Source organism: Pseudomonas sp. GD03875 (genome assembly GCF_029840585.1).
GTDB classification, from domain to species: Bacteria; Pseudomonadota; Gammaproteobacteria; order Pseudomonadales; family Pseudomonadaceae; genus Aquipseudomonas; species Aquipseudomonas paralcaligenes.
Window position 1 is genome coordinate 12631 of sequence record NZ_JAOCCV010000010.1, and the last position, 25762, is coordinate 38392.

The 25762-nt window shown below is 68.1% G+C and carries 27 protein-coding genes; 11 read left to right on the forward strand and 16 right to left on the reverse strand.

Annotated features, from left to right (window positions below; genetic code table 11):
- Positions 1–164 precede the first annotated feature (164 nt).
- Genes N5D30_RS10990 through nudC form a run of 3 tightly spaced genes read left to right on the forward strand, consistent with a single transcriptional unit; the run spans position 165 to position 3513 of the window.
- Positions 165–977, forward strand: a complete 813-nt coding sequence (locus N5D30_RS10990) for a crotonase/enoyl-CoA hydratase family protein (protein WP_279909036.1) — start codon at positions 165–167, stop codon at positions 975–977.
- A gap of 29 nt (positions 978–1006) precedes the next feature.
- A complete protein-coding gene (locus N5D30_RS10995; protein ID WP_279909037.1) occupies positions 1007–2680 on the forward strand; it encodes a ferrous iron transporter B in 1674 nt (557 codons plus the stop codon).
- Positions 2680–3513, forward strand: a complete 834-nt coding sequence (gene nudC / locus N5D30_RS11000) for an NAD(+) diphosphatase (protein ID WP_279909039.1) — start codon at positions 2680–2682, stop codon at positions 3511–3513. Before N5D30_RS10995 ends, nudC begins: the two co-directional genes overlap by 1 nt.
- Positions 3514–3660: 147 nt before the next feature.
- Here the strand turns inward: nudC and N5D30_RS11005 are convergent, their stop codons facing one another.
- Together N5D30_RS11005 and N5D30_RS11010 are read right to left on the reverse strand one after the other, a co-directional pair.
- Positions 3661–4026: a glyoxalase superfamily protein gene (locus tag N5D30_RS11005; protein ID WP_220814236.1), complete on the reverse strand. Its 366-nt coding sequence runs from the start codon at positions 4024–4026 to the stop codon at positions 3661–3663.
- 16 nt (positions 4027–4042) lie between these two features.
- Positions 4043–4819, reverse strand: coding sequence for a TSUP family transporter (locus N5D30_RS11010; protein WP_220814235.1), 777 nt, complete (start codon positions 4817–4819; stop codon positions 4043–4045).
- Between the two features lie 100 nt (positions 4820–4919).
- Here N5D30_RS11010 and N5D30_RS11015 point away from each other — a divergent pair, with 100 nt between their 5' ends.
- Positions 4920–5570, forward strand: a complete 651-nt coding sequence (locus N5D30_RS11015; RefSeq protein ID WP_220814234.1) for a hypothetical protein — start codon at positions 4920–4922, stop codon at positions 5568–5570.
- 135 nt (positions 5571–5705) lie between these two features.
- On the opposite strand, the gene N5D30_RS11020 is transcribed toward N5D30_RS11015, so the two are convergent.
- The 4 genes from N5D30_RS11020 to N5D30_RS11035 form a co-directional block, all read right to left on the reverse strand.
- A complete protein-coding gene (locus tag N5D30_RS11020; protein ID WP_220814233.1) occupies positions 5706–6473 on the reverse strand; it encodes an SDR family oxidoreductase in 768 nt (255 codons plus the stop codon).
- Between the two features lie 25 nt (positions 6474–6498).
- A complete protein-coding gene (locus tag N5D30_RS11025) occupies positions 6499–7566 on the reverse strand; it encodes a phosphotransferase family protein (protein WP_279909040.1) in 1068 nt (355 codons plus the stop codon).
- Between the two features lie 199 nt (positions 7567–7765).
- Positions 7766–8080, reverse strand: a complete 315-nt coding sequence (locus N5D30_RS11030) for an SCP2 sterol-binding domain-containing protein (protein ID WP_220814231.1) — start codon at positions 8078–8080, stop codon at positions 7766–7768.
- Positions 8081–8140: 60 nt separating this feature from the next.
- Entirely contained in the window at positions 8141–8851 is a 711-nt protein-coding gene (locus N5D30_RS11035) for a histidine phosphatase family protein (RefSeq protein ID WP_220814230.1), read from the reverse strand.
- A gap of 200 nt (positions 8852–9051) precedes the next feature.
- Between N5D30_RS11035 and sohB the strand changes: the two genes are divergently transcribed.
- Both sohB and N5D30_RS11045 read left to right on the forward strand, forming a co-directional pair.
- The gene (gene sohB, locus N5D30_RS11040) at positions 9052–10074 is read left to right on the forward strand and encodes a protease SohB (RefSeq protein WP_279902540.1); all 1023 of its coding nucleotides are present in this window, start codon (positions 9052–9054) and stop codon (positions 10072–10074) included.
- 10 nt (positions 10075–10084) lie between these two features.
- Complete coding sequence (locus tag N5D30_RS11045) at positions 10085–11074, forward strand: YhdH/YhfP family quinone oxidoreductase (RefSeq protein WP_220814228.1); 990 nt, start codon at positions 10085–10087, stop codon at positions 11072–11074.
- 101 nt (positions 11075–11175) lie between these two features.
- Here N5D30_RS11045 and N5D30_RS11050 read toward each other — a convergent pair whose 3' ends face one another.
- Positions 11176–11613 (reverse strand): hotdog fold domain-containing protein, encoded by a 438-nt coding sequence (locus tag N5D30_RS11050; RefSeq protein ID WP_279909041.1) that lies wholly within the window; start codon positions 11611–11613, stop codon positions 11176–11178.
- Positions 11614–11711: 98 nt separating this feature from the next.
- Here N5D30_RS11050 and N5D30_RS11055 point away from each other — a divergent pair, with 98 nt between their 5' ends.
- A complete protein-coding gene (locus tag N5D30_RS11055) occupies positions 11712–12290 on the forward strand; it encodes a TetR/AcrR family transcriptional regulator (protein WP_279909042.1) in 579 nt (192 codons plus the stop codon).
- On the opposite strand, the gene N5D30_RS11060 is transcribed toward N5D30_RS11055, so the two are convergent.
- The gene (locus N5D30_RS11060; RefSeq protein ID WP_279909043.1) at positions 12287–13243 is read right to left on the reverse strand and encodes a LysR family transcriptional regulator; all 957 of its coding nucleotides are present in this window, start codon (positions 13241–13243) and stop codon (positions 12287–12289) included. The two genes, N5D30_RS11055 and N5D30_RS11060, sit on opposite strands and share 4 nt — an antisense overlap.
- Before the next feature lie 100 nt (positions 13244–13343).
- On the opposite strand from N5D30_RS11060, the gene N5D30_RS11065 reads away from it, so the two are divergent.
- Positions 13344–14099, forward strand: a complete 756-nt coding sequence (locus tag N5D30_RS11065) for a sulfite exporter TauE/SafE family protein (RefSeq protein WP_279909044.1) — start codon at positions 13344–13346, stop codon at positions 14097–14099.
- Positions 14100–14127: 28 nt separating this feature from the next.
- On the opposite strand, the gene N5D30_RS11070 is transcribed toward N5D30_RS11065, so the two are convergent.
- Positions 14128–14979 (reverse strand): LysR substrate-binding domain-containing protein, encoded by an 852-nt coding sequence (locus N5D30_RS11070; RefSeq protein WP_220814224.1) that lies wholly within the window; start codon positions 14977–14979, stop codon positions 14128–14130.
- 97 nt (positions 14980–15076) lie between these two features.
- On the opposite strand from N5D30_RS11070, the gene N5D30_RS11075 reads away from it, so the two are divergent.
- The 3 genes from N5D30_RS11075 to N5D30_RS11085 are packed head-to-tail and all read left to right on the forward strand — an operon-like array spanning position 15077 to position 17489.
- On the forward strand, positions 15077–15310 hold the full coding sequence (locus N5D30_RS11075) for a DUF1127 domain-containing protein (protein WP_279909129.1): 234 nt from the start codon (positions 15077–15079) through the stop codon (positions 15308–15310).
- A gap of 36 nt (positions 15311–15346) precedes the next feature.
- Positions 15347–16270 (forward strand): DMT family transporter, encoded by a 924-nt coding sequence (locus N5D30_RS11080; RefSeq protein WP_279909045.1) that lies wholly within the window; start codon positions 15347–15349, stop codon positions 16268–16270.
- A gap of 10 nt (positions 16271–16280) precedes the next feature.
- Positions 16281–17489 (forward strand): crosslink repair DNA glycosylase YcaQ family protein, encoded by a 1209-nt coding sequence (locus tag N5D30_RS11085; RefSeq protein ID WP_279909046.1) that lies wholly within the window; start codon positions 16281–16283, stop codon positions 17487–17489.
- Positions 17490–17528: 39 nt separating this feature from the next.
- On the opposite strand, the gene N5D30_RS11090 is transcribed toward N5D30_RS11085, so the two are convergent.
- The 7 genes from N5D30_RS11090 to N5D30_RS11120 form a co-directional block, all read right to left on the reverse strand.
- Entirely contained in the window at positions 17529–18281 is a 753-nt protein-coding gene (locus N5D30_RS11090; RefSeq protein WP_220814221.1) for a M48 family metallopeptidase, read from the reverse strand.
- A 158-nt stretch (positions 18282–18439) separates the two neighbouring features.
- Entirely contained in the window at positions 18440–19783 is a 1344-nt protein-coding gene (locus N5D30_RS11095; RefSeq protein WP_220814220.1) for a 3-deoxy-7-phosphoheptulonate synthase class II, read from the reverse strand.
- 195 nt (positions 19784–19978) lie between these two features.
- Positions 19979–21766 carry an amidohydrolase family protein gene (locus tag N5D30_RS11100; RefSeq protein ID WP_279909047.1) on the reverse strand — a complete coding sequence of 596 codons (1788 nt, stop codon included), beginning with the start codon at positions 21764–21766 and terminating at the stop codon, positions 19979–19981.
- Complete coding sequence (locus N5D30_RS11105) at positions 21763–22500, reverse strand: sulfite exporter TauE/SafE family protein (RefSeq protein WP_279909048.1); 738 nt, start codon at positions 22498–22500, stop codon at positions 21763–21765. The genes N5D30_RS11100 and N5D30_RS11105 overlap by 4 nt, the downstream gene beginning before the upstream one ends.
- Positions 22497–23426 (reverse strand): SDR family NAD(P)-dependent oxidoreductase, encoded by a 930-nt coding sequence (locus tag N5D30_RS11110; protein WP_279909049.1) that lies wholly within the window; start codon positions 23424–23426, stop codon positions 22497–22499. Before N5D30_RS11110 ends, N5D30_RS11105 begins: the two co-directional genes overlap by 4 nt.
- Complete coding sequence (locus N5D30_RS11115; protein WP_279909050.1) at positions 23423–24361, reverse strand: bile acid:sodium symporter family protein; 939 nt, start codon at positions 24359–24361, stop codon at positions 23423–23425. Before N5D30_RS11115 ends, N5D30_RS11110 begins: the two co-directional genes overlap by 4 nt.
- A complete protein-coding gene (locus N5D30_RS11120) occupies positions 24342–25685 on the reverse strand; it encodes an NAD(P)-binding domain-containing protein (RefSeq protein WP_279909051.1) in 1344 nt (447 codons plus the stop codon). Before N5D30_RS11120 ends, N5D30_RS11115 begins: the two co-directional genes overlap by 20 nt.
- Between the last annotated feature and the right edge of the window lie 77 nt (positions 25686–25762).

Here is a 25762-nt window from a genome sequence, read left to right on the forward strand (position 1 = left end):
CTATTTATCGAACATAGGCAGAAACCATCTGAGGTCTGCTAGCGTGTTCTCCATCACAGTTGCCAGCATCGACATTTATTGCACGCTTGTTATAGTTGGGCGATTGATTCCAAAACAACATATCTATGGCGCCATTGCGTGCCTTGCCCTCGAGGATGATCTGCGTGCCTGATTACAAAGCTTTCCGAGTCGAACTCGTCGACAAGATCGCCCATGTGCAGATCAATCGCCCCGAGAAGGTCAACGCGATGAACGCCGACTTCTGGGAAGAGATCATCGACATCTTCCGCTGGGTCGACGACACCGACGAGGTCCGCGTCGTGGTGCTGTCCGGCGCCGGCAAGCACTTCTCCTCGGGCATCGACCTGATGCTGCTGGCCCAGGCCGGCAGCCAGCTGGGCAAGGACGTGGGCCGCAACGCCGAGGGCCTGCGCCGCAAGATCCTCCAGCTGCAGGGCTCGTTCAACGCCGTCGACAACTGCCGCAAGCCGGTGCTGGCGGCCATCCAGGGCTACTGTCTGGGCGGCGCCATCGACCTGATCTCGGCCTGCGACATGCGCTACTCCACCGCCGACGCCCAGTTCTCCATCAAGGAGATCGACATGGGCATGGCCGCCGACGTCGGCACCCTGCAGCGCCTGCCACGCATCATCGGCGACGGCATGATGCGCGAGCTGGCCTTCACCGGCCGCACCATCGACGGCGCCGAGGCCCTGCGCATCAACCTGGTCAACCGCACCTACGCCAGCCAGGAAGCACTGCTGGAAGGCGTGTTCGAAATCGCCCGCGAGATCGCCGCCAAGTCGCCGATCGCCATCCGCGGCACCAAGCACATGATTCGCTACATGCGTGATCACCGGGTCGACGACGGCCTGGAGTACGTCGCCAACTGGAACGGCGCCATGCTGCAATCCGCAGACCTGCGCGTGGCCATGGCCGCGCACATGAGCAAGCAGAAGCCGGAATTCGCGGACTGACCTTAGCCTAGAAGAGGTTCAGCAGACCCATGGTCACTGGAGCGACATCCCTGAGTCTGGTGCGTGACGAACTGTTCACCACCATGGAAGAGACCGAACAGAGCCTCGAGCAGTTCATCGCCGAACGCAACAACGGCAGCCTGCTGCAGCAGGCCGTGGAAAACCTGCAACAGGTGCGCGGCACCCTCAACCTGATCGAACTGGCCGGCGCCGAGCTGCTGGCCCAGGAAGTGCTGCAGCAGGCGACGGACATCCCCACCGGCGCGGGCGAGGAGCGCGACGGCCAGCTGTCCGCCCTGAGCAACGCGCTCTACGTGCTGCGCCGCTACCTGGAAAACGTCGACGCCCACCGCCAGGAAATGCCCGAGCTGCTGCTGCCGGCGATCAACGACCTGCGCCAGGCCGGTGCCCAGCCGCCGTTGCCGGAAAGCTTCTTCTTCAGCGTGCGTCTCGACCAGCCGCGTCCCGCCGGCACGCCGGGCGGGGCGGTCAGCGCCGCCGACGCGCGGCGCCTGCGCCACATGTTCCAGGTCGGCCTGCTCGGCTTCATCCGCGAGGACAACCCCCAGGCCGGCCTCAAGCTGATGCTGCGCGCCCTGGGACGCCTGGACAGCCTGTTCGCCGACAAGCCGGCCGGTCGCCTGTACTGGATCGGCGCCGCGGCCGTCGAGTCGCAACTGGACGGCCAACTGCTGCCGCGCAAGGCGCGCAAGCAGCTGTTCTCCCGCCTCGATCGCGAGATCAGGCAGGCCCTGGGCGGCAACGGCGGCTACGAGGCGCCGCGCAGCCTGCTCAAGGAACTGCTCTACCTGGTGGCCCTGGCGGACAGCCGCGGGCCACATGCCAGCGCGGTGCGCGAGGTGTTCGGGCTGACCCCGCTGCCGTTCACCGACCACCTGCTGGACGAGGAATACCAGCGCCTGTCCGGCCCCGGCCAGGGCGTGCTGCGCTCGCTGTCCACCGCCATCCGCGAGGAATTGGCCAGCGTCAAGGACCTGCTCGACCTGATCGAGCGCGGCACCGCCCAGCCGGACAGCTACGGCAACCTGCACGCGCTGCTCGGCAAGCTGGCCAAGACCCTCGGCATGGTCGGCCTGAGTTCCGCCGCCAGCGCCCTGCAGGGCCAGCTGCCGCTGGTGGCCGGCTGGGGCGAGGACAACCGGGCCGAGAGCGGTGACTTGCACAAGCTGGCCGAGGCCGTGCTGTACGTGGAGAGCATGGTCGCCAGCCTGGAGCGCGGCGAGCAGCGCAACCAGCGTCCCAGCGCGGCGCAGCCGGGCGACGAGGGCGAGGCGTTCGCCGCCCACCAGCTGGCCGAGGCGCGCATCGTGGTGGTCGACGAGGCCCGTGGCGGCCTGGCCCTGGCCAAGCGGGCGATCACTTCCTACCTGGAATCAGCCGGCGACAAGCTGCACCTGGCCAACGTGCCCTTCAGCCTGCAGGCGGTGCGTGGCGGTCTCTGGTTCCTCGACCAGGAGCGCGCGGCACGGCTGATCGGCCTGTGCGCCGACTACATCCAGACGCAAATGATCGATTCCCTGCAAATGCCTTCCGAGCAGATGCTGGAGACCCTGGCCGACGCCCTCAGCAGCCTGGAGTACTACCTCGAAGGTGGCGCCGTGCTGCGCCCCGAGACCACGCCGAGCGTGCTCGACCTCGCCGAGGAGAGCGTCCGGGCTCTTGGCATGCCGGTAGCCGCCTGATGGCTGCCGGCTGGCAGACCCAGCCGCCGCTGGACAACGGCCAGCCCGGTGGCTGGGCGCTGGTGCGCAGCTCGCAGGGCTTTCTCGCCGACGCCAACGGCGTGCTGTTCCCCCGCGAATGGCTCAAGCGCCAGGACCTGCCGCTGATCGCCGAGCACGGCCTCGGCCACTTCGACGGCGAGCCGGTCTGGCTGCTGGCCCTGGATCGCCCGGCGGAGATGCCCGGCTGCTTCTGGCAGGGGCTGCGCCAGTTCATGCTGCAGGCCGACTATCCCACCTTCCGCATGCTCTCGTTCGCCGAGCAGGTCGGCAACTGGGACCTCAACCACCGCTTCTGCGGCCGCTGCGGCAGCCGCAACCGCCAGGTGCCGGGCGAGCGCTGCATGCGCTGCCCCGAGTGCGGCCTGGACAGCTACGCGCGCATCTCGCCGAGCATGATCGTGCTGGTCACCCGTGGCGACGAGATCCTGCTGGCCCGCTCGCCGCGCTTCGTCTCCGGCATGTACAGCACCCTGGCCGGCTTCGTCGAGCCCGGCGAGTCGGCGGAGGAGTGCGTGGCCCGCGAGGTGCTGGAAGAGGTCGGCATCCAGGTGCGCGACCCGCAGTACCTGGGCAGCCAGAGCTGGCCGTTCCCCCATTCGCTGATGCTCGGCTTCCATGCCGAATACGCCGGCGGCGAGATCGTGCCCCAGGCCGACGAGATCGAGGACGCCGCCTGGTTCCCCCTCGACCGGCTGCCGCCGCTGCCGATGTCGCGCTCCATCGCCCGCTACCTGATCGACCTCTACGTGGCCCGCCGCCTGGGGCAGCCTGAGCCGCAGCTGCACCGCTGAGCCTCAGAACCTGTTCACGATCTCCTGGCTCGCGGCCATACGGCGTTAAAAACGCCCTCGGAATGCTCATTTACCACTCGTAAACTCCGCTTCCTCGGTCGTTTTTGCCACCATCTGGCTCTAATACAGAAGATCGTGAACAGGTTCTCAGCCCACCGCGTCGGTGAAGGTCAGGCGGTTGCCGAAGGGGTCGCGCACGTTCATGTCGCGGCTGCCCCAGGGCATCGCCTCGATACCGGGGCGCGCGTAGCCGTAGTGCTTCTGTTCCAGCTCCCGGTGGAAGGCGTCCAGCGCGTCGGTCTCGATGCGCAGTGCGGCGCCCGGGCAGGCGTCGCCGTGGTGTTCGGACAGGTGCAGCACGCAGCCGTCGCGGGAGACCTGCAGGTACAGCGGCAGGTCGGGGGCGAAGCGGTGCTCCCAGTCGACCCGGAAGCCGAGGAAGTCGACGTAGAACTCCCGTGTCTTGGTCTCGTCGAAAACGCGCAGGATCGGAGTGGTCTTGCCAAGTTTCATGGGGATGCCTCGTGAGTCAGAACCAGTGCTGCCAGGCCAGGCGCGCGGTCAGCGCCAGAACCACCAGAATGAAGACCGGACGGATGAAGCGCGAGCCGCCGCTGATCGCCGTGCGAGCGCCGAGGAAGGCACCGGCCATCAGCGCCAGGCCCATGGCGATGCCGAGCAGCCAGGCCACCTGGCCGGCGATCACGAACACCGCCAGGGCCACGCCGTTGCTGACGAAGTTCATGCTGCGCGCCACGCCGCTGGCGCGCACCAGGTCCATGGGGTAGAGCAGCAGGGTACTCACCGTCCAGAACGCGCCGGTGCCGGGGCCGGCCACGCCGTCGTAGAAGCCCAGGCCGAGCCCCTGGGGCCACTGGCGGCCCTGGGCCACGGGCGCATCTTCCTGGCCGTGGGTCTCCGGCGTCTTGCCGAACAGCAGGTACAGGCCGCAGCCGAACACCACCGCCGGCAGCATCTGGTTGAGCCAGGCGGCCGGCAGCCAGTGGGCGATGATGGCGCCGATGGCCGCGCCCACGGCCGTGGCGATCAGCGCGTTGCGCCAGTGCCTGGGGGAGAACAGCTTGCGCCGGTAGAAGGTATAGCTGGCGGTGGCGGAGCCGAAGGTGGCGCACAGCTTGTTGGTGCCCAGCACCAGATGAGGCGGCAGGCCCGCGGTGAGCAGCGCCGGGATGGTCAGCAGACCGCCGCCGCCGGCGATGGCGTCGATGAAACCCGCGGTGAAGGCGACCAGGGCGAGCACCAGCAGCGTGGCCGGGTCGACGCCCAGTTCGAAGGGAAACGGCATAAAAAACTCGAAGTGGATTCAATTGTGGCGGGCCGTTGCTGGTTAGCCGGGCGGCCACTCCGCATAATGCCGGCAAAAAACCGCAGAAGGAATCGCATCCATGCAGTACGACGGCCTGGCCTGGTTCACCGGCCTGCTGGCCTTGCTGGCGCTGTTCATCGCCGCCCGCATCCTGTTCACACCCCACTGGTTCCTGGCCTGGCTGCGCGGCACCGTCGGCCTCGCCTTTCTCGCCCTGGCGCTGCTGATCGGCGTGGTGGCCTACGACCTGCGCAGCTACGACCCGCAGGTGCAGGACCGGCCGCTGGTGACCCTGAGCTTCGCGGCGGACGGCCCGCAGCGCTACCGGGTCAGCGTGATCGAGGGCGCCGAGGAGCGCCAGGTGACGCTGGAAGGCGACCTCTGGCAGCTCGACGCCCGCCTGCTGGGCTGGAAGGGCCTGGCTGCGCTGATCGGCCTGGAACCGGGCTACCGCCTGGAGCGGCTGTCCGGCCGCTTCCTCGCCATCGAGCAGCAGCAGACCGCCCGCCATGCCCAGGTCCAGCTGGCGCAGAGCCCCTACGGCATCGACCTGTGGCGCTGGCTGCGCCTGGGGCAGCGCGACCTGTTCCTATTCGACGCCCAGGCCGGCCGGGTCACCTACCTGCCCATCGCCGACGGCGCCGCCTACAGCGTCAGCCTCAGCCCGACCGGCCTGCTGGCCAAGCCGATGAACCAGGCGGCCGAGCAGGCGCTGAAGGAGTGGGAGTAGCCCGGAGGCAAATCCGGGAGCGCCGCGTGAATTTCTCCGGATGTTCCGGTGCGCGCGGCGCACCCTGCGGGCAACAACCCGCGCCAATGAAAAAGGGACCCGAAGGTCCCTTTTTTCATGGCTGTGCGGGCGTTCTCAGGAGAGGAAGCCGCCATCCACGTTCAGCGCCACGCCGGTGGTGTAGCTGGAGGCGTCGCTGGCCAGGTACAGCACGGTGCCGGCCATCTCGCTCGGGTCGGCCACGCGCTTGAGCGGGATGCGCTGCAGGGCGACGTTGAGGATGGAGTCGTTCTTCACCAGGGCCGAGGCGAACTTGGTGTCGGTCAGGCCCGGCAGCAGGGCGTTGCAGCGGATGCCGAACTGGGCGCATTCCTTGGCGAACACCTTGGTCATGCTGATCACAGCGGCCTTGGTCACCGAGTAGATGCCCTGGAACTCGCCCGGGGAGACGCCGTTGATGGAAGCGACGTTGATGATGCTGCCGCCGCCGTTCTGCTTCATCAGCTTGCCGCCTTCGATGGACATGAAGTAGTAGCCGCGGATGTTGACGTCCACGGTCTTCTGGAAGGCGCCCAGGTCGGTGTCCAGCACGTTGCAGAACTGCGGGTTGGTGGCGGCGTTGTTGACCAGGATGTCGAGGCGGCCGAACTGCTCGCGGATGAACGCGAAGACGTTCTGGATCTGCTCCATCTCGCCGATGTGGCAGGCGATGGCGGTGGCCTTGCCACCCTCGGCGATGATCGCGTCGGCGACGGCCTGGCAGCCTTCGATCTTGCGGCTCGAGACGATCACGTGGGCGCCCTGCTGGGCCAGCAGCTTGGCGATGGCCTCGCCGATGCCGCGGCTGGCGCCGGAAACGAAAGCGATCTTGCCGTCGAGGTCGAACAGGTGGGTCTTGGACATTGTGGTTACCTTGTCTGAGCCGGGGTTAGAGGGTGGATTTGCCGATGATCTGCAGGGCCATCTGTTCCAGCAGCTTGTTCATGTGGATGAACTGGGCGAAGCGCTTGTCCTTGGTCTGACCATGGAAGAAGCGGTAGTAGATCTGCTGCACGATGCCGGCCAGGCGGAACAGGCCGTACACGTAGTAGAAGTCGAAGTTGTCGATGCGGATGCCGGCGCGCTCGGCGTAGTAGTCGACGAACTCCTGGCGGGTCAGCATGCCCGGCGCGTTGCTCGGCTGGCGGCGCATCAGTTGCACGGGGGGCGGATCGCCCGCATCGATCCAGTAGGCGAGGGTGTTGCCCAGGTCCATCAGCGGGTCGCCGATGGTGGTCAGCTCCCAGTCCAGCACGCCGATGATCTGCATCGGGTTGGCCGGGTCGAGGATGACGTTGTCGAAGCGGTAGTCGTTGTGCACGATGCCCGGCTTGTGGTGGTCGGCCGGCATCTTGTCGCGCAGCCAGGTCTTGACCGCTTCCCAGGCCGGAGCGTCGGGGGTCAGGGCCTTCTCGTAGCGGTCGCTCCAGCCTTCGATCTGGCGCTTGACGTAGCCTTCCGGCTTGCCCAGGTCGGCGAGGCCGCAGGCCTGGTAGTCGACGTTGTGCAGCTCGACCAGCTTGTCGATGAAGCTCTTGCACAACTCGCGGGTCTGCTCGGCGCTGAAGTTCAGCTCGGCCGGCATGTCGCTGCGCAGGATGATGCCCTTGACCCGCTGCATCACGTAGAACTCGCTGCCGATCACCGACTCGTCGGTGCAGTGCACGTAGGCCTTCGGGCAGTACGGGAAGCCGGCGTTGAGCTGGTTCAGGATGCGGTATTCGCGGCCCATGTCGTGGGCCGACTTGGCCTTGTGGCCGAAGGGCGGGCGACGCAGGACGAATTCCTGCCCCGGGTATTCCAGCAGGTAGGTCAGGTTGGAGGCGCCGCCGGGGAACTGGCTGATGCGCGGGGTTCCGGTGAGACCGGGGATGTGCGCCTTCAGGTAGGGGTCGATCTGCGCGGCGTCTAGCTCTTCGCCTTCGCGGATGCCGGTGGACTGGTCTGTCAGCGTCATGCTTATCCCTTCTGCTGATGATGGGGGCCACTAATCATTGGCTAATTTAATGGTGCCCTTAAGCAAAGCACAGCGTTATAGATGTGGCTGTTGGTCATCGATCAAGAGCCCTGATTGCCGCGTTTCGCCTGGGCGCGGGCGAAAAAAAACCGGAGTCCGAAGGCTCCGGTTTTTCGCTGTTGCGCGGCGTGCCCGAGGCTTATACCGGGAACAGCTCGGCCAGTTTCATGGCCAGCATCATGTCGCCTTCGGCGCGCAGCTTGCCGCCCATGAAGGCCTGCATGCCGTCGGTTTCGCCGCTGGCGATGCCGGCCAGGGTGGCGCTGTCCATGATCAGGGTGACGTTGGCGTTGGGGTTGTCGCCAGCCTGTACGTCGCAGGTGCCGTCTTTGACGATCAGCGCGTAGTTCTCACCGTCTTCGATGTTGAACTGGAAGACCAGATCCAGGCCGGACGCAGCGCTGGCGTTGAACTTGGATTTCATGGTGTTGATGATGTCGGCAACGGAGCTCATGGTTTCTATCCTTTTTATCTAGGGTTGCTCGCGACCTTGCGGGGCCGCTGTGGGCCGGACTCAGCGATAGGTGATGAGTTCCGGGGTCCTCAACAGTTCCAAATGCACACGGCTGTTGAAGGAAGCCAGGGTCACGTCGCTGCCGCGGAACTGCAGGCGCGAGAGCGAGGTGTTGACGATCTGCCAGTTGAGTTCGAAGGCCTTGTCGGCCGGCACGCCGGTCAGCAGGTGGAGCAGGGCGGTGATGGTGCCGCCGGACGTGAACACCGCCACCGAATGGCCGCGCTCCGCTTGCGCCAGCAGGCGTTGCAGACCATCCTCCACGGTCTCGACGAAGGTCCGCCAGGTGTTGTGGCCCGGTGCGTCGTGCTCGCCGCTGACCCAGCGCCGGATGATGCGGGCGAACAGGTGCTGGAAGGCGGCGCGGTTGTCCTTCGGGTTGCGCAGGATGTCCAGCGCGTCCGGCTCGTCGGGGAGCATGGCGGGCAGCAGGTTGCGGATCACCGCCTCGGCGTCGAATTCGTTGAAGGCCGGATCGATTTCCAGCTCCGGCGCGTTCAGGCCGGCGGCCACGCAGCGCTGCAGGGCGGCGGTGGCGGTATGCTGCTGGCGGCGCAGGCTGCCGCTGAGGCAACGGTCGAGGCTGACGCCCAGCTGGGCGAGGTGGTCGCCGAGCACTTCGGCCTGGCGCACGCCGAGGGGCGACAGCACGTCGTAATCGTCCGCACCGAAGGAGGCCTGGCCATGTCGTATCAGATAGATGCTGCCCACGTCGGCTACCGATCCTGACGGGTTGAGGTTTCGCGAGGTTAGGGGCAGAGTCGAGCCGCTGTCAACGAAAAAACATACGCTTGTTTGAATTCGCCGGCACCCGCTCGCGGCGGTTGGCCGGCGCGTCCCGGCGCCGGTATGCTTGGGGCTGGCAAGCCGCCCTGCCGGGGGCCTGCGACAGGATAGACGAGGGGGAACCTGTGGAGTTTCTGTTGGATTATGCGGAGTTCCTGCTTCGCACCCTGACGGTGGTGGTCGCGATCATCGTGGTCCTGCTGACTATCGCCGCGCTGCGCGGCAAGGGCCGTGGCAAGGGCTCCGGCCACTTGCAGGTCAACAAGCTCAACGATTTCTACAAGGCGCTGCGCGAACGCCTCGAGCACGAACTGCTGGACAAGGCGCAGCTCAAGGTCCAGCGCAAGGCCGAGGCGAAGCAGGCCAAGCTGGAGAAGAAGGAAGGCAAGCACAAGCCGCGGGTGTTCGTGCTCGACTTCGACGGCGACATCAAGGCCTCGGCCACCGACAACCTGCGCCACGAGATCACCGCGCTGCTGACCATGGCCACCGCCCAGGACGAGGTGGTGCTGCGCCTGGAGAGCGGCGGCGGCATGGTCCACGGCTACGGCCTGGCCGCCTCGCAGCTGGCGCGCATCCGCCAGGCCGGCGTGCCGCTGACCGTGTGCGTGGACAAGGTCGCCGCCAGCGGCGGCTACATGATGGCCTGCATCGGTGACAAGGTGCTGTCCGCGCCCTTCGCCATCCTCGGCTCCATCGGCGTGGTGGCGCAGCTGCCCAACGTCCACCGCCTGCTGAAGAAGCACGACATCGATGTCGAGGTGCTCACCGCCGGCGAGTTCAAGCGCACCCTCACGGTGTTCGGCGAGAACACCGAGAAGGGCCGGGAGAAGTTCCAGGAAGACCTGGAGACCACCCACGAGCTGTTCAAGAACTTCGTCGCGCGCTACCGCCCGCAGCTGAGCATCGACGAGATCGCCACCGGCGAGGTCTGGCTGGGCATCTCCGCGCTGAACAAGCACCTGGTCGACGAACTCCGGACCAGCGACGAATACCTGGCCGAGCGCGCCCGCGAGGCCGAACTGTTTCATCTGCACTTCGCCGAGAAGAAGAGCCTGCCGGAGCGTTTCGGGCTGGCTGCCAGCGTCGCGCTCGACCGCGTGCTGCTGAACGGGTGGAGCCGTCTCAATCAACAACGATTCTGGTAAGGAGCATGGCATGAGCCAGTTCAAGGCATTGCTGGTCAGCGAGGAGAACGGCGCCTTCGTGCCCAGGGTGGTGGAGCGCGCGGTGGCCGACCTGCCGGCCGGCGAAGTGCTGATCCGCGTGCAGTATTCCTCGCTCAACTACAAGGACGCCCTGTCCGCCAGCGGCAACCGCGGCGTGACCAAGGCCTACCCGCACACCCCGGGCATCGACGCCGCCGGCGTGGTGGCCGAGTCCTCGGTGAGCGAGTTCGCGGCGGGCGATGAGGTGATCGTCACCGGCTACGACCTGGGCATGAACACTTCCGGCGGCTTCGGCCAGTACATCCGCGTGCCGGCCGCCTGGGTGATCAAGCGCCCGGCCGGCCTGTCCCTGCGCGAGGCCATGCTGCTCGGCACCGCCGGCCTGACCGCCGCGCTGTGCGTGGACAAGCTGGAGCAGGCCGGCCTTACGCCGGCCGCCGGCCCGGTGCTGGTCACCGGCGCCACCGGCGGCGTCGGCAGCATCGCCGTGGCCCTGCTGGCGCGCCTCGGCTACAACGTCGCGGCGTCCACCGGCAAGGCCGGGCAGGGCGAGTTCCTGCGCCAGCTCGGCGCCCAGCAGATCGTGCCGCGCGAGGAGCTGCAGGACGGCGCCGAGAAGGTCATGCTCAAGGAGCGCTGGGCCGGCGCGGTGGACACCGTGGGCGGGGAGATTCTGTTCAACGTGGTCAAGTCGCTGCGCTACGGCGCCAGCGCCGCCTGTTGCGGCCTGACCGCTGGCATGGGCTTCAAGGGCAACGTGGCGCCCTTCATCCTGCGCGGGGTCAACCTGCTGGGGGTGGACTCGGTGGAGCTGCCGCTGGTGGTCAAGGCCTCCATGTGGGACAAGCTGTCCCTGCAGTGGAAGCTGGGCAACCTCGAGAGCCTGGCCGAGGAAGTGAGCCTGGAGCAACTGCCGAAGGCCATCGAGCAGATCCTCGCCGGCAAGCTGGTCGGCCGGGTGCTGGTCAGGCTGGACTGAGGCTTGCGATGGAAGAAAGGGCCCGGTCGATCCGGGCTTTTTTGTTGTAGGGCGGGTGAAACCCGCGAAACCACAGCGCGGGTTTCACCCGCCCTACGTAATCAGCCCTGGCTGACGTACATGGTGATCTCGGCGCGAAACACCGGCTCGCCCTCGACATAGGCCATCACCGGCACCTTCACGTCACCGGCCTGGCTCCAGTCGATGGCGCTGCCGTCGGCCACGGCGCGCACGTCGCCCTTGGCCTTGGCCAGGTACTCGACCGTCATGCCGCGCGGAATCCAGCGGTGGCCGGCGGGGATGGAGGCGTCGGTCATGGTGCCGGCCACCAGCTCCGCGGCGTTGCACAGGGCGATGGCGTGCACGGTGCCGATGTGGTTGAGCACCTCGCGGCGCTTGGGGAAGGTCACCTCGGCATAGCCCGGACGCAGCTCGACGAAGCGCGGGGCGATGCTGGCGAAGTAGGGGGCGACCTGGCCGATCATCGAGCTGAACTGCTCCGGGCCGACCTGCTGGTACATCTGCATCATCTGACTCATGGGGTGCTCCTGTTGATTGAAGAGAAGCGCGCGCCCAGGCAGTATACGGATACTAGAAAGTAATTCTAGAAAATTATTCTAATTTCACCGGAGGCCCCATGGCCCGCCGTTCCCGCAAGGACGAAATCCTCCAGGCCGCCCTGGCCTGCTTCACCGAATCCGGGGTGGACGCCACCACCATCGAGATGATCCGCGACCGCTCCGGGGCCAGCATCGGCAGCCTCTACCACCACTTCGGTAACAAGGAGCGGATCATCGGTGCCCTCTACCTGGCCGGCACGGCCGAGTACGCCGCCCTGCTGGACGAGGGTTTCGCCGTGGCCGACAGCGCCGAGGCGTGCGTCCGGCTGCTGGTGACCAGCTACATCGACTGGGTGGTGGGCAACCCCGACTGGGCGCGCTTCGTGCTACACAGCCGCGGCCGGGTCGAGGCAGGGGAGATGGGCGAGGCGTTGCGCGAGGCGAACCGGGTGCACTTCCAGCGCATCCTCGACGCCCTGGCCGGCTACCGCGAGCAGGGGCTGTTCAAGCACATGCCGGCGGACTGCTTCGCCTCGGTGATCATCGGCCCGACCCACGACTTCGCCCGCAACTGGCTGGCCGGCCGCACCCAGACCGAGCTGGCCGACTGCCGGGAGCTGCTGGCGAGGGTCGCCTGGGAGTCGGTGCGGGCCTAGTCCTGCTTCAAACCGCGCTGCAGCGCCAGGTCCCAGGGCGGGACCGGGCCGAAGCGGCGCTTGAGGAATTCCAGCAGCAGGCGGCTGCGCGAACTGGCGTCGCTGGCCAGGCGCAGCGCGTAGATGCCGCTGGGCTCGGCCGGCGGCAGGCCGCCCTCGCACAGCAGCGGCACCAGCTCGCCACGCAGCAGGTAGTCGCTGATCAGCCAGGTCGGCAGGTGGGCGATGCCGAGGCCGGCCACGGCACTGAACAGCAGGGTCTCGGCGTTGTTGGCGGTCAACCGCAGGCGGCCGGGGCGCAGCACCTGCAGGCGGCCATCCACCTCGAAGCGCCAGGCGTGCGGCGGCGACAGGGCGTCCCAGTCCAGGCCGTCGTGCTCCGGTAGCTCGCGCGGGTCGCGCAGCAGGCCGCGGCGGCGGATGTAGTCCGGGCTGGCGCAGAGTATCCGCACCATCGGCGCCAGTGGCGTCGCCACCAGGCGGGTGTCGGCCAGCGGGCCGATGCGCAGCACCAGGTCCACCTCGCCGAGGTGTTCGCCCTGCATGTCGATGAAGCTGTCGATCAGACGCAGCTGCACGTCCAGGCCCGGATAGGCGGTGAGGAACTCGGCGATGGCCGGGGCCAGGTGGCGGCGGCCGAAGGGGGCGGGCGCGTCGATGCGGATCAGCCCCTCGGGCGCGCTGCTCAGGGACACCGCCTCGGCGCGGGCCTGGCGCAGCTCGGCGAGGATGCGCCGGGCCCGCTCGGCAAAAGCCAGGCCGGCCGGCGTGGCGCGCACGGCGTGGGTGCTGCGCACCAGCAGCGGGCAGCCCATCGCCCGCTCCAGCGCGTCGATGCGGCGCGCCACCGAGGATGGGCTCAGCTGCTGGCGGCGCGCGGCGGCGGAGAAGCTGCCGGCCTCCAGCACATCCAGGTAAAGGTTGAACTGTTCGGTGAGGGCGTCGGGGTTCATGGTCATGGCTTTGCGAATTGTGCAAAACCATTGTGCGTTGCTGTGCGTTTCCCCGCCAGCCGAGGGTGGCTAGGATGCCGGCCTGCAACCGGAGGCCCCGATGAATCCCCTCGACCTGATCCTCAACCTGCTGCTGGGCCTGGCCATGGGAACCCTCGGTGGGCTGTTCGGCATCGGCGGCGGGCTGGTGGCGATTCCCGCGCTGGGCGTGCTGTTCGGCCTGGACCAGCAACTGGCCCAGGGCACGGCCCTGGTGATGGTGGTGCCGAACGTGGTGCTGGCGCTGTGGCGCTATAACCAGCGCAACCGCATCCAGCCGCGCAATGCGCTGCTGCTCAGCCTTTCCGCCTTCGTCTTCGCCTGGCTGGCCTCGCTGTACGCGGTGGAGCTGCAGGCCGAGCGCATGCGCCTGGCCTTCGTCGGCTTCCTCGTGGCGCTGGCGCTCTACAACCTGGCGCGGCTGTTCATGCGGACCCCGGCGCCCTCGGCGCAGTTGCGCCATCCCTGGCCCTGGCTCGGCGTGCTGGGCAGCGCCGCGGGCGCCTTGGGCGGGATGTTCGGGGTCGGCGGCGCGGTGCTGGCGGTGCCGGTGCTGACCAACCTGTTCGGCGTCGGCCAACTGGTGGCCCAGGGATTGTCATTGGCGCTGGCCCTGCCCAGCACCGGCGTGACGCTATTGACCTACGCCCTGCACGACCATGTGGACTGGGCCATGGGCATCCCCCTGGCGGTGGGCGGCCTACTCAGCATCTCCTGGGGCGTGCGACTGGCCCACGCGCTGCCGGAGCGGGTGCTGCGCGGCCTGTTCTGCGGCTTCCTGCTGCTCTGCGCGGTGTTGCTGGGAGTACGCTCGTAGGGTGCGCCGCGCGCACCGATCGCGATGCTCAGAGCCTGAAGCCCTCGACGATGTGCTCGGCCAGGGTGTCGGTGACCTGCGACTGGCGCTGGGGATGTCGCAGCAGGACGATGCTGGTCATCGGCAGGGTGGGCATGCCCTCGGCTTCGCCGAGGATGCGCATGTCCGGGGTGATCAGGCTCTGCAGCTGGGCGGTGACGGCGAGGCCGGCGCCGACCACGGCGAACAGGGCGGCCAGGCTCGGGCTGGTGTAGGCGATGCGGTAGGGCCGCTCCATCGCGTCGAGCGCGTTGCAGGCCCAGGCGCGGCAGAAGCAGTCGGCGTTGAACATCGCCAGCGGGATCGGGTTCTGCTCGTGGGGGCTGTAGCCCTGGGCCTCGGCCCAGACGAAGCGCTCCTGGCGCAGCATCTGGCCGATCTCCTTGCCCGGCTCGCGGGTGACGATGGTCAGGTCCAGGTCCTGCCGCTGCAGCAGCTGGGTCGAGGGCTCGCAGTGCACCTCCACCTGGACCAGCGGGTAGGCCTGGGCGAAGCGCGAGAGGATGTCCGGCAGGAAGCGCATCACGTAGTCGTCCGGCGTGCCGATGCGCACGGCGCCGACCATGTGCGGTTCGCGCAGGGTGTTGAGCACCTCGCCGTGCAGCTTGAGGATGCGCCGCGCGTAGCCCAGCAGCACCTGGCCCTCGGGCGTGAGGCGCACCTGCCGGCCGTCGCGCTCGAACAGGGTGCGCTGAACTACGTCGTCCTCCAGACGTTTCATCTGCATGCTGACCGCGGACTGGGTGCGGTTGACCACTTCCGCCGCGCGGGTGAAGCCGCCGTTGTCGGCGATGGCGACGAAGCTGCGCAGCAGTTCGGTGTCGATGCTGGGGTAGCTCATTCATCAATCCTCAAGATGTGAGGCATAAGAAACATTCGTTGGATTGATCTTAATCGCGAAGGGAAACTGGCGCCAACCCCACAGGGAGGACGTCATGATGAAAGGTCAGAAAGGTTATGCACTGGTTCGCTCGGTATCCTTCGAGCCCGCTCTGCCGGGCCTCGGTCTCGGCCGGTTGTGGCTCCGCCTGCGGCGCTGGCGTCAACTGGCGATGCAGCGCCGCCAGCTGGCGAGGCTGGATGATGCGGCGCTCAAGGACATCGGCCTCAGCCGGGCCGATGCGCTGCAGGAAAGCGAGCGTCCGTTCTGGGACGATCCGTCGCAACGCTGATACGAGGAGAATGCGGGTGGTTGCTGGAGTCTGCGCATGAGTGCGTCGCGCAAGGGTGCCGATGTCTTCCTGTTCCAACTGATGCTGTTGCTGTGCGCCATCTGGGGCAGCCAGCAGGTGGCGATCAAGCTGGCCGCTCCCGATATCTCGCCGTTGCTGCAGGTGACGCTGCGCTCGGCCATCGCCGCGCTGCTGGTGGGCCTGGTGCTGCTCTGGCAGCGCAGCTGGCGAGGCTGGCTGGGCAGTACCTGGCGCGGCGGGGTGCTGGCCGGCGCCTTGTTCGCCCTCGAGTTCTTCTTCATCGCCCGCGGCCTGCAGTACACCTCGGCGTCGCACATGGCGGTGTTCCTCTATACCGCGCCGATCTTCTCCGCCCTGGGGCTGCACCTGCTGCTGCCCGGCGAGCGGCTGCGGCTATTGCAGTGGCTGGGCATCGGCCTGTGCTTCGGTGGCGTGGCCATCGCCTTCGGCGCCGGCGCGGACTGGGCCTCGATGGATGCCCGCATGCTGCTGGGCGATCTGCTCGGCCTGCTCGCCGGCATGGCCTGGGGCGCCACCACCGTGGTGGTGCGCGGCTCGCGGCTGTCGGAGGCGCCGCCGGCGTTGACCCTGTTCTATCAGTTGGCGGTGTCCTTCGTCCTGCTGCTGGGTTTCGTCGTGGCTACCGGCGCGCTCGGCCCGGTGCGCTGGACGCCGATCGCCATCGGCAGCGTGCTGATGCAGGGCGTGGTGGTGTCGTTCCTCAGCTACCTGGCCTGGTTCTGGCTGCTGCGCCATTACCTGGCGTCGAACATGGCGGTGTTTTCCTTCATGACGCCCATGTTCGGCGTCAGCTTCGGCGTGCTGGTGCTGGACGAGCCGCTGAGCCTGAACTTCATGATCGGCGCGCTGCTGGTGCTGCTGGGCATCTGCCTGGTCAGCGGGGAGAGCTGGCTGCGTCGCCGCTTTAGGGTGAGCTAGGCTTGCCGGCATGACCCGATCCCTTTCCCTCGCCGAGGCCCGCCGCCTGGCCCTGGCCGCCCAGGGCTTCGTCGCCGTGCCGCGTGGCCCCGTGCGTCACCGGCAGCTGCTGGCCCGCATCGAGCGTCTGGGCGTGCTGCAGATCGATTCGGTCAACGCACTGGTGCGCTCCCACTACCTGCCGGCCTTTTCCCGGCTCGGCCACTACGAGGCCACGCTGCTGGACGACCTGGCCTGGGGCCGGCCGCGCCAGCGCCGGCTGTTCGAGTACTGGGGACACGAAGCCTCGCTGCTGCCGCTGGAGCTGTATCCGCTGATGCGCTGGCGCATGCGTCGGGCGGCGGACGGGCAGGGCATCTATCGCCAGCTGGCCGAGTTCGGCCGCCAGCGGCGGGACGTCATCGAGCGCGTGCTGGAGGCGGTGCGCCGCCAGGGCGCGCTGGGCGCCGGCAGCCTCGCCACCCGCACCGAGCGGGCCGGGCCCTGGTGGGACTGGAGCGCCGAGAAGCAGGCGCTGGAGTGGCTGTTCGCCGCCGGCCAAGTGGCGGTGGCCGGGCGGCGTGGCTTCGAGCGCCTGTACGACCTGCCCGAGCGGGTGATTCCCGCGCCGTTGCTGGAGCATCCGGAGATCGACGAGGCCGAGGCCCAGCGGCAACTGCTGCTGCGCTCGGCGGACGCCCTGGGCGTCGCCACGGAACGCGACCTGCGCGACTACTACCGGCTGGACGCCGCCGACGCGAAGCGGCGCCTGGCCGAACTGGTGGAGGCCGGCGAGCTGCAGCCGCTGGCGGTCGAGGGCTGGAAACCGCTGGCCTATTGCCGCGGCGAGCCGAGCATTCCGCGCCGGGTTAGGCGCAGCGCGCTGCTGTCGCCGTTCGACTCGCTGATCTGGGAGCGCGAGCGCACCGAGCGGCTGTTCGGCTTCCGCTACCGCCTGGAAATCTACACACCGCCCGCCAGGCGCGTGTACGGCTACTACGTGCTGCCGTTCCTGCACCACGAGCGCCTGCTGGCGCGGGTCGACCTGCGCAGCGAACGCGCGCACGGGCGCCTGGCGGTGCATGCCGTGCATCTGGAGGAAGCTGTGTTGAACGAGGAGGCGCTGCTGGCCCTGGCCGCGGAACTGCGGGCACTGGCGAACTGGCTGGGGCTGGAGAGGGTGGCGCTGAACTGCCGCTCGCCGGTGGCGGGGCTGCTGCGGCCGTTGCTGCAGGAGTAGCACCCGCCCGCGCACGGGGCGCGGGCGGGCGTGGAACGCTTACTTGCCGGCGGCGATGCGCTGGCGGATGTGCGCCGCGCGGTCGGCCGAGCCCGGGTGGGAGTCGAACATGCTGCTGTCGCCGCCGCCCAGCTTGGCCAGCTTGTCGAAGGCGCTGGCCAGGCCTTCCAGGCGCAGGCCGCGCTTCTTCATCAGGTCGAAGGAGAAGTCGTCGGCGTCGCTTTCCTGGGACTGGGAGAACTGGGCGTTGACCAGGGCTTCACCCAGTGCGCCCAGCTGCGAGCTGGACAGCGCGGCGACGGCGCCGTTGCCGGAGGAGGCGGCCGCGTCGCGGGCGATCGAGGTGGCGTAGGCGGTCTGCATGGCTTTCTTGCTGTGGCCCAGGGCGACGTGACCCATCTCGTGGCCCAGTACGCCTTCCACTTCGTTGTCGTTCATCAGGTCCATCAGGCCGCTGTAGACGCGCACGCAGCCGTTGGCCATGGCCCAGGCGTTGACGTCGTTGGTGAGGTAGACCTTGTAGTTGACCGGGGTGCCGCCTGCGTCGCTGCCCAGGTTATTGGCGATCTTCTTCAGGCGCTGGCTGTACTTGCTGCTGGCCGGAGCGATCTTGGCTTCCGAGTCCATCTGGGCGCAGGCCTCGTCCGACATCTTCTTCACGTCGGCATCGCTGAGGGTCACGGCCTGGAAGGCCTGCAGGCCGGTGTTCAGCATGCTGTCCGCGCTCATGTTCTGGCAGCCCGAAACCAGAGTGGCAAGTGCGAGGGCGGAAAGGGTGTACTGCAGCTTCATGGCATCATCCTTAAATGTGGCGTATGGGGTGGCCGAGAGGCGTCGGCTTCCGGCCGGCTGCGCATTGTCGGCGATCTGACCCCGGCGAGGCGTGAAGCGATTCGCACTCCTCGGTCAATTCGTGACGCCAATCTCACCTTGAAGCGGTGGCCAGGGCGTCAGCTCCTGGCCTGTTTCAGCGTCTCGGCGATCATGAAGGCCAGTTCCAGGGACTGGTCGGCGTTCATCCGCGGGTCGCAGTGGGTGTGGTAGCGGTCGGAGAGTCCGTCCTCGGTGATCGGCCGCGAGCCGCCGATGCACTCGGTGACGTTCTGCCCGGTCATCTCGATGTGGATGCCGCCGGCCACGGTGCCTTCGGCGCGGTGCACCTGGAAGAACTGCTTCACCTCGGAGAGGATCTGCGCGAAGTCGCGGGTCTTGTAGCCGCTGGACGCCTTGATGGTGTTGCCGTGCATGGGGTCGGAACTCCACAGCACCTGGCGGCCTTCGTCCCGGACCTTGCGCAGCAGGCGCGGGAAGTGCTGCTCGACCTTGTCCGCGCCCATGCGCACGATCAGGTTGAGGCGGCCGGGGTCGTTGTCCGGGTTGAGGATGTCGATCAGGCGGATCAGCTCGTCCGGGTCCATGCTCGGGCCGACCTTGACCCCGATGGGGTTCTCCACGCCGCGCAGGAATTCGACGTGGGCGCCGTCCAGCTGGCGGGTGCGGTCGCCGATCCAGAGCATGTGCGCGGAGCAGTCGTACCAGCGGCCGGTGAGGCTGTCCTGGCGCACGAAGGCCTGCTCGTAGCCGAGCAGCAGCGCTTCATGGGCGGTGAAGAAGCTGGCTTCGCGCAGCTGCGGCGCGCTGTCCATGCCGACCGCGCGCATGAAGGCCAGGGTCTCGTCGATGCGGTCGGCCAGGGCGCTGTATTTCTCACCCAGCGCCGAGTGGGCGATGAAGTCCAGGTTCCACTGGTGCACCTGGTGCACGTCGGCGAAACCGCCCTGGGCGAAGGCGCGCAGCAGGTTGAGGCTGGCGGTGGCCTGGTGGTAGGCCTGCAGCAGGCGCTCCGGGTCGGGCACGCGGCTGGCGGCGTCGAAGCCGATGCCATTGACGATATCGCCGCGGTAGGCCGGCAGGGTGACGCCATCGATGGTCTCGTCGTTGGCCGAGCGCGGCTTGGCGAACTGGCCGGCCATGCGCCCGACCTTCACCACCGGGCAGCCGGCGGCGAAGGTCATGACGATGGCCATCTGCAGCAGCACCTTGAAGGTGTCGCGGATCTTGGCGGCGGAGAATTCGGCGAAGCTCTCGGCGCAGTCGCCGCCCTGCAGCAGGAAGGCGCGGCCCTGGGTCACCTCGGCGAACTGGCGGCGCAGCTCGCGTGCCTCGCCGGCGAACACCAGCGGCGGGTAGCCGGCCAGGGTCTGTTCCACGCGGGCGAGGTGGGCGGCGTCGGGGTATTCGGGCTGCTGCTGGATGGGCTTGGCCCTCCAGCTTTCGGGACTCCAGGGGTGCATCGGACTTCTCTATCGGCTGATCGGGCAGGCCAGCATGGTAACCGATAAGCCCCCGTGGCGGATTGGAGGCAGGTGCGAATGCGTTGTGTGGGAAAAATCTTGTGTGGGAGCGGCCTTGGCCGCGAATGTGCCGGTAAGCATTCGCGGACAAGTCCGCTCCCACAGAGACCCACAGTGGGCCATCCTCGGACTGGGCTATGCCGTGGCCGGCTGGAAGGCGCCGTTCGGCGCCTGGCGCGGCAACACGTCGCGGCCGGGCAGGAAGCGGCCGTAGCCTTGCGCCTTGCCGAGGTCGTCCGGGTATTCCAGGCCGCGCCGGTAGGCGATGCGGCCGTTGATCAGGGTGGCGTCCACCGCCGCGTCGTTGCGCTTGACCACCCGCTCCAGGCCGAGCACTTCCATGGGCGCCTCGTGCATCTCGTCCAGCGCGTCGGTCAGCCCGGCGGGGTCGATGATCACCAAGTCGGCGCGGTCGCCAACGCGGATGCGGCCGGCGTCCACCCCGATGAAGTCAGCCAGCTCGCCGGAGAGGCGATGGATCGCCTGCCCCAGCTCCATGAAGGGCGCGCCGGCCAGTTCGGCGTCACGCACGTACTTGAGGAAACGCAGGGGGAAGTTGTACTGGGCGATGGAGCGCAGGTGCGCGCCGGAGTCGGCGAAGCCCGGCTGGGTCCACGGGCTGGCGAGCAGCTTGTGCATCACCGGCAGGCGCTGGTTGCCGTAGCAGGTGGTCCACTTCAGGGCCTCGCGGTACTGGCAGGCCAGTTCGAAGTAGGCATCCACCGCATCCAGGCCGCGGGCCTGGCCGAGTTGCTTGAAGTTCTTGCCGACCAGGCTGGCGTCCGGGCACTCGGTCACCCAGCAGTCGGAGAAGTCGCGGTGCCACAGGCCCTTGGTGAGGATGGCCTTGACCTGCTTCTTGAACAGGGCGCGGAACTCCGGCTCCAGCACCTTGGCGTACAGCTCGTCCGGGTCCTTGATGTTGCGCAGGATCTCGCCGGCGCCGAACTCCTCGAAGGCGTTCACGTTGAGCCCTTCCAGGCGCAGGGTGAAGGGCGCCGGCAGGGTCTGCCAGCGAAAATTGCCGCGCAGCACGCGGTTGGCCAGCCAGCCGGAGAAGCGGGTGAAGCGGTGCAGCAGCGGTTGCGACTTGAGATCCAGGGCGGTGAGCATCGAGCACTTCAGCGGCGTGCGGAACCAGCCGTGGGCTTGCCAGAGGAAGGCGAACACGTTGACCTTGGTCACCGCGTTGGGCGCGCCCTGCATCACCGCGCCACGCCGGCGGAGGATGGCGAACAGGCGCGAGAATTCCTTCCAGCTGGCGAAGGTGGAGGGCAGCGGGCTGGACCAGGCGCGGTCGCCGTCCATCTTGTCCAGCCGCGTGGTCATCACCGACAGGCCGATGCAGCCGGCGTCCAGCGCCTCTTCCAGCAGCTGCTCCATGCGCTGCAGCTCCTGCTCGGTCGGCTCCACCTTGCGGGTGGCACGCTCCAGGCCCATCACCGCCACGCGCAGCTCGGAGTGGCCGAGGAAGGAGCTGACGTTGGGGCCCAGTGCCAACTGGTCGTAGAAGGCGCGGTAGCCGGCTGCATCGCGCCAGGTTTTCTTCTCCTGCAGGATCGGCAGCACGTATTCGCGCGGTACTGCCTCGACGCGGGTGAACAGGTCCGAACAGTCCTCGGCGTCGGCCAGCACCATGCTGATCGAGCAGGAGCCGATGGTCACGCTGGTGACGCCGTGGCGCACCGACTCCTTGAGCGCTGGCGCGGCGATCACCTCGGCGTCGTAGTGCGAGTGGATTTCCAGGAAGCCGGGGGTGACCCACTTGCCGGCGGCGTCGATGACCTCGGCGCCGCTCTCGTCGAGCGGGCTGACGCTCAGGGTGTCGATGCGTCCTTCCTTGATGCCGATATGGCGCACCGCGCCGGGCGCGCCGCTGCCGTCGAAGTACAGGCCGTTGTTGATGACGATGTCGTAGCTCATACGAAGCTCCAGGGGGCGAGCAGCAGGGTACCGGTGACCAGCAGCAGGGCGTAGATGGCGATGCGGAAGTGGCGTTCGTCGAAGCGCCGGTGCAGGTGTTCGCCCAGCCACAGGCCGACCAGCAGCAGCGGGGCGTAGGCCAGCACCTGGGGCAGGGCCGGTTGCAGGCGGCCGTCGATCAGGAAGGCAACGGTCAGCAGGCTGTTGAGGGTGAACCAGACGCTGACCAGGGTGGCGCGCAGGCGCGCCTTGTCCAGCGCGGTGCCGGCCAGGCCGTAGACCAGCAATGGCCCGCCGGAGGCGAACAGGCCGTGGCTGAAGCCGGCGCCTAGGGTGAGCAGGCGGGTCAGCCACGGCGGGCGTACCGGTAGCGCGGTGGCATGGCGCAGGCGCCACAGCTCGCGCCCGGCGAACCACAGGATCAGCAGGCCGAAGCCGCGCTTGAGCAGCGCCGCGTCCAGCCAGGGCAGCAGCCAGTAGCCGAGCAGGGTGCCGACGAGCATGCCGGGCAGGATGGTGCCGAACAGCAGCGGGCGGTCGATCTGCGCGCGGTGGCGCCACACCAGGTAGCCGGTCATGCCGATGTTCAGCGGCACCAGCACCGGCAGCAGTTGTTCTATGGGCAGCAGCAGAGCCCCCAGCGACAGGGCGATGACGATGCTGCCGAAGCCGGTGACGGCCTCCAGGGTGTAGGCCAGCAGGATGAAGGCGCCGAGGGCGTAGGAGGCGCTCATGGTCGGGCCTCGCCCTGATCAGTAGGAGCGAGCTCTGCTCGCGAACCGGGCACCGCACAAGCCTTTTCGCGAGCAGAGCTCGCTCCTACAGAAAGTGTGGGTGGCGGTAGCTCGCCGGCGAAGCGGCGGCTCATCTGCCGGTAGTACAGGCCCGGGGCGATGCGCCAGAGCAGGCTGGCGAGCCAGCTGCCGCGGTCCGGGAACAGCCGTTCGCGGCCACTTTCCAGGGCGTCGAGGATTTCCCCGGCCATCCACGCGGCGCTGCGCACGCTGCCCAGGGTCGAGCGGGCGTGGCCGGCCGGCTGGCCGTCGGCGCCCAGGGCGTTGCGGTCGATAGGGGTGTCGAGGAAGCTCGGGTAGACCATCAGCAGGCCCACGCCGTCCTGCACCAGTTCCGCGCGCAGCACCTCGAAGCTCTGCGCCAGGGCTGCCTTCGCCGCGCAATAGCCGGCGCGGCCGAGCACCGGCATCCAGCTGGCCATGGAGCCGATGCAGGCCACCCGGCCACGGCTCTCGCGCAGCAGGTCGGTGGCGGCCAGGGTCAGTTCCAGCGGCGCGTGGTAGTCCACCGCCATCACCTTGCGCAACACTTCGGGGCGGGTCAGCAGGGTCGGCGAGCGGTGGGTGATGCCGGCGTTGTTGATCAGCAGGTCGAGGCGGCCGAACACCGTGCGGCAGGCGTCGACCAACTGGCGATGTAGGGCCGGGTCGGTGATGTCGCCCGAAAGCGCCTCGACCCGGTCGCTGTCCAGTTCGGCCAACCGTGCGGCCAGGCCAGCGGCGTCGATGTCGGTGAGCAGCAGGCTGTGGCCGCGGGCGTGGCAGGCCTTGGCCAGCGCCCAGCCCAGGCCGCTGGCGGCGCCGGTGATCAGGACGGTCGCGGGAGTGTTCTTGTGGGAGCGGCCTTGGCCGCGATGCGAAGTCATGGCTGGTAATCGCGGCCAAGGCCGCTCCCACGCTGTTCGGCCAGGTCACCCAGGGGGCGCCGTGCCCACAGCAGGGCCAGCACCAGCCCGGCCAGCAGTTGCCAGCAGCCCCAGAAGGCGGCGATCAGCAGCATGCCGCCGGCCTGGGGGAAGAAGGTGAAGATCAGCGCCATGCCCAGGGCCGAGTTGTGGACGCCGGTCTCCAGCGTCACCGCGCGTACGTCGGCGTCGCTCAGCCGCCACAGCCGGGCGCACAGGTAGCCGAGGCCCAGGGCCATCGAGTTGAGCAGCACCACCAGCCAGAAGAACAGGTGGAAGTGCTCGATGAACTGGGCGAAGTTCTTGGCGAAGGCGCCGCCGACGAAGGCCACCAGCACCAGCAGGGAGAAGTGCCGCAAGGGCTTCTCCAGCTTGCGCGCAAGACTCGGGCGGCGCCTGCCCAGGGCCATGCCGGCGAGCATCGGCACGATCAGCACCAGCACCACCATGGCCAGCAGCTCCAGCGGGTCGACGCTGATCTCGGTGAGCAGCGCGCGGGTGCTCGGGTTGAGCCCGGCGTACAGGGCGAAGTTGAGCGGGGTGAAGATGCCGGCGGTGAGGCTGGACACCGCGGTGACGCTGGCCGACACCGCCACGTTGCCGCGCGCCAGCCAGGTCATGATGTTGGAGAAGGTGCCGCTGGGGCAGGTGGCGACCAGGATCATGCCCAGGGCCAGCTGCGGGTCGATCGGCAGCAGAATCGTCAGGCCGCAGGTGGCCGCCGGCAGCAGCAGGAACTGCACCAGCATGCCGATGGCCGGCGCCTTGGGGGCGCGGACGATGCGGCTGAAGTCCTCCGCGCGCAGCTCCAGGGACACGCCGAACATCATCAGGGCGATGATGGCGTTGAGGGCGATCATCGCCGTGGGCGAGAACTCAAGATTGACGCTGGGCATCGGGCCGCTCCTCGGGCTGGGTGGTGGGCGCGAGGTCGCGGCGCAGCTCGGCGATATGTGCCTTGAGCGCGGCGCGGTAGCTTGTCTTGTGCACGTAGTAGGCCATGCGCGGCAGCTTCAGGTAGGCGTAGCCGCCGTCCAGGCGCTGGCCGGCGCGTTGCCGCACGGTGTCGCGCAAGGCCCTGGCCGAGGGACGGCCATCCAGCTGCTGGCGGATCGCCAGGGCCACCAGCTCGGCCTGTTCGGCGCGGCCCTGCCAACCCAGGCCCGAGGCCTCGATCATGCCGAGCATGAACAGGTCGTCGTGCTGCGGGTGGAATACGTTGAGGTAGAGCTGCGGGGCATCGGCGCCGTCCGGCCAGTTCAGCTCGGCGCGGTCGATGAAGGGGTAGTCGAGCTGGTAGCCCGTGGCCTGCAGGATCAGGTCGTACTCGCCCTGGCGGCCATCGGCGAAGATCACGGTCCTGCCTTCCACCGCACGGATGTCGCCGCGCGGCCGGATATCGCCGTGGCCGATATGGTGCAGCACCAGGGAGTTCATCACCGGGTGCGACTCGTACAGGCGGTAGTCCGGGTCGGGCAGGCCGTACTGCGAGGGCTTGCCGACCAGGACGCGGGCCACCAGGCCGTCGACCAGCTGCTTGAGCCGGCGCGGCAGCTTCACCGCGCCGCCGAAGGTGTCGGTGGGCCTGCCGAGGATGAACTTGGGCAGGAAGTGATAGCCGCGTCGCACCGACAGGTCCACCGATTTGGCCCGGTGCACGGCGTCCACGGCGATGTCGCAGGCCGAGTTGCCGCAGCCGACCACCAGCACGCGCTTGCCGACGAACACCTCCGCGCTCTTGTAGGCGGAGGAATGCAGCAGCTCGCCGGCGAAGCAGCCGGGCAGCGCCGGCTGGTTGGGCGTGTGCAGGGTGCCGTTGGCGATCAGCACGCCGTCGAACTGCCACTCGCGCTGGCTGCCGCCGTGCTCGCTGACCAGCCGCCAGCCCCGGCTCAGGCGCTCGACGCGCACCACCCGGGTATCGAACCGGTAATGCTGGCGCAGGCCGAAGCGTTCGGCGTAGTCGCGGAAGTAGCGGCCGATCTGGCTATGGTGCGGGTAGGGCGGCACGTCGTCCGCCATGGGAAACTCGTCGAACTGGGTCATGCCCTTGGACGAGATCAGGTGGGCCGACTCGTACATGGTGCTGTGCGGGTTGGCGATATCCCACAGGCCGCCGACATCGTGGTGCAGTTCGAAGCCGACGAAAGGGATACCATGGCGCTGCAACTGACGTGCAGCGGCCAGCCCCATGGGGCCGGCGCCGATGATGGCATGCATGCAAGGCTACTCGATTGTCTTTCTGGTTATGTTCCGCAAGCATATGCAGCCACCTGCATGCCGTAACGGCTCAAACA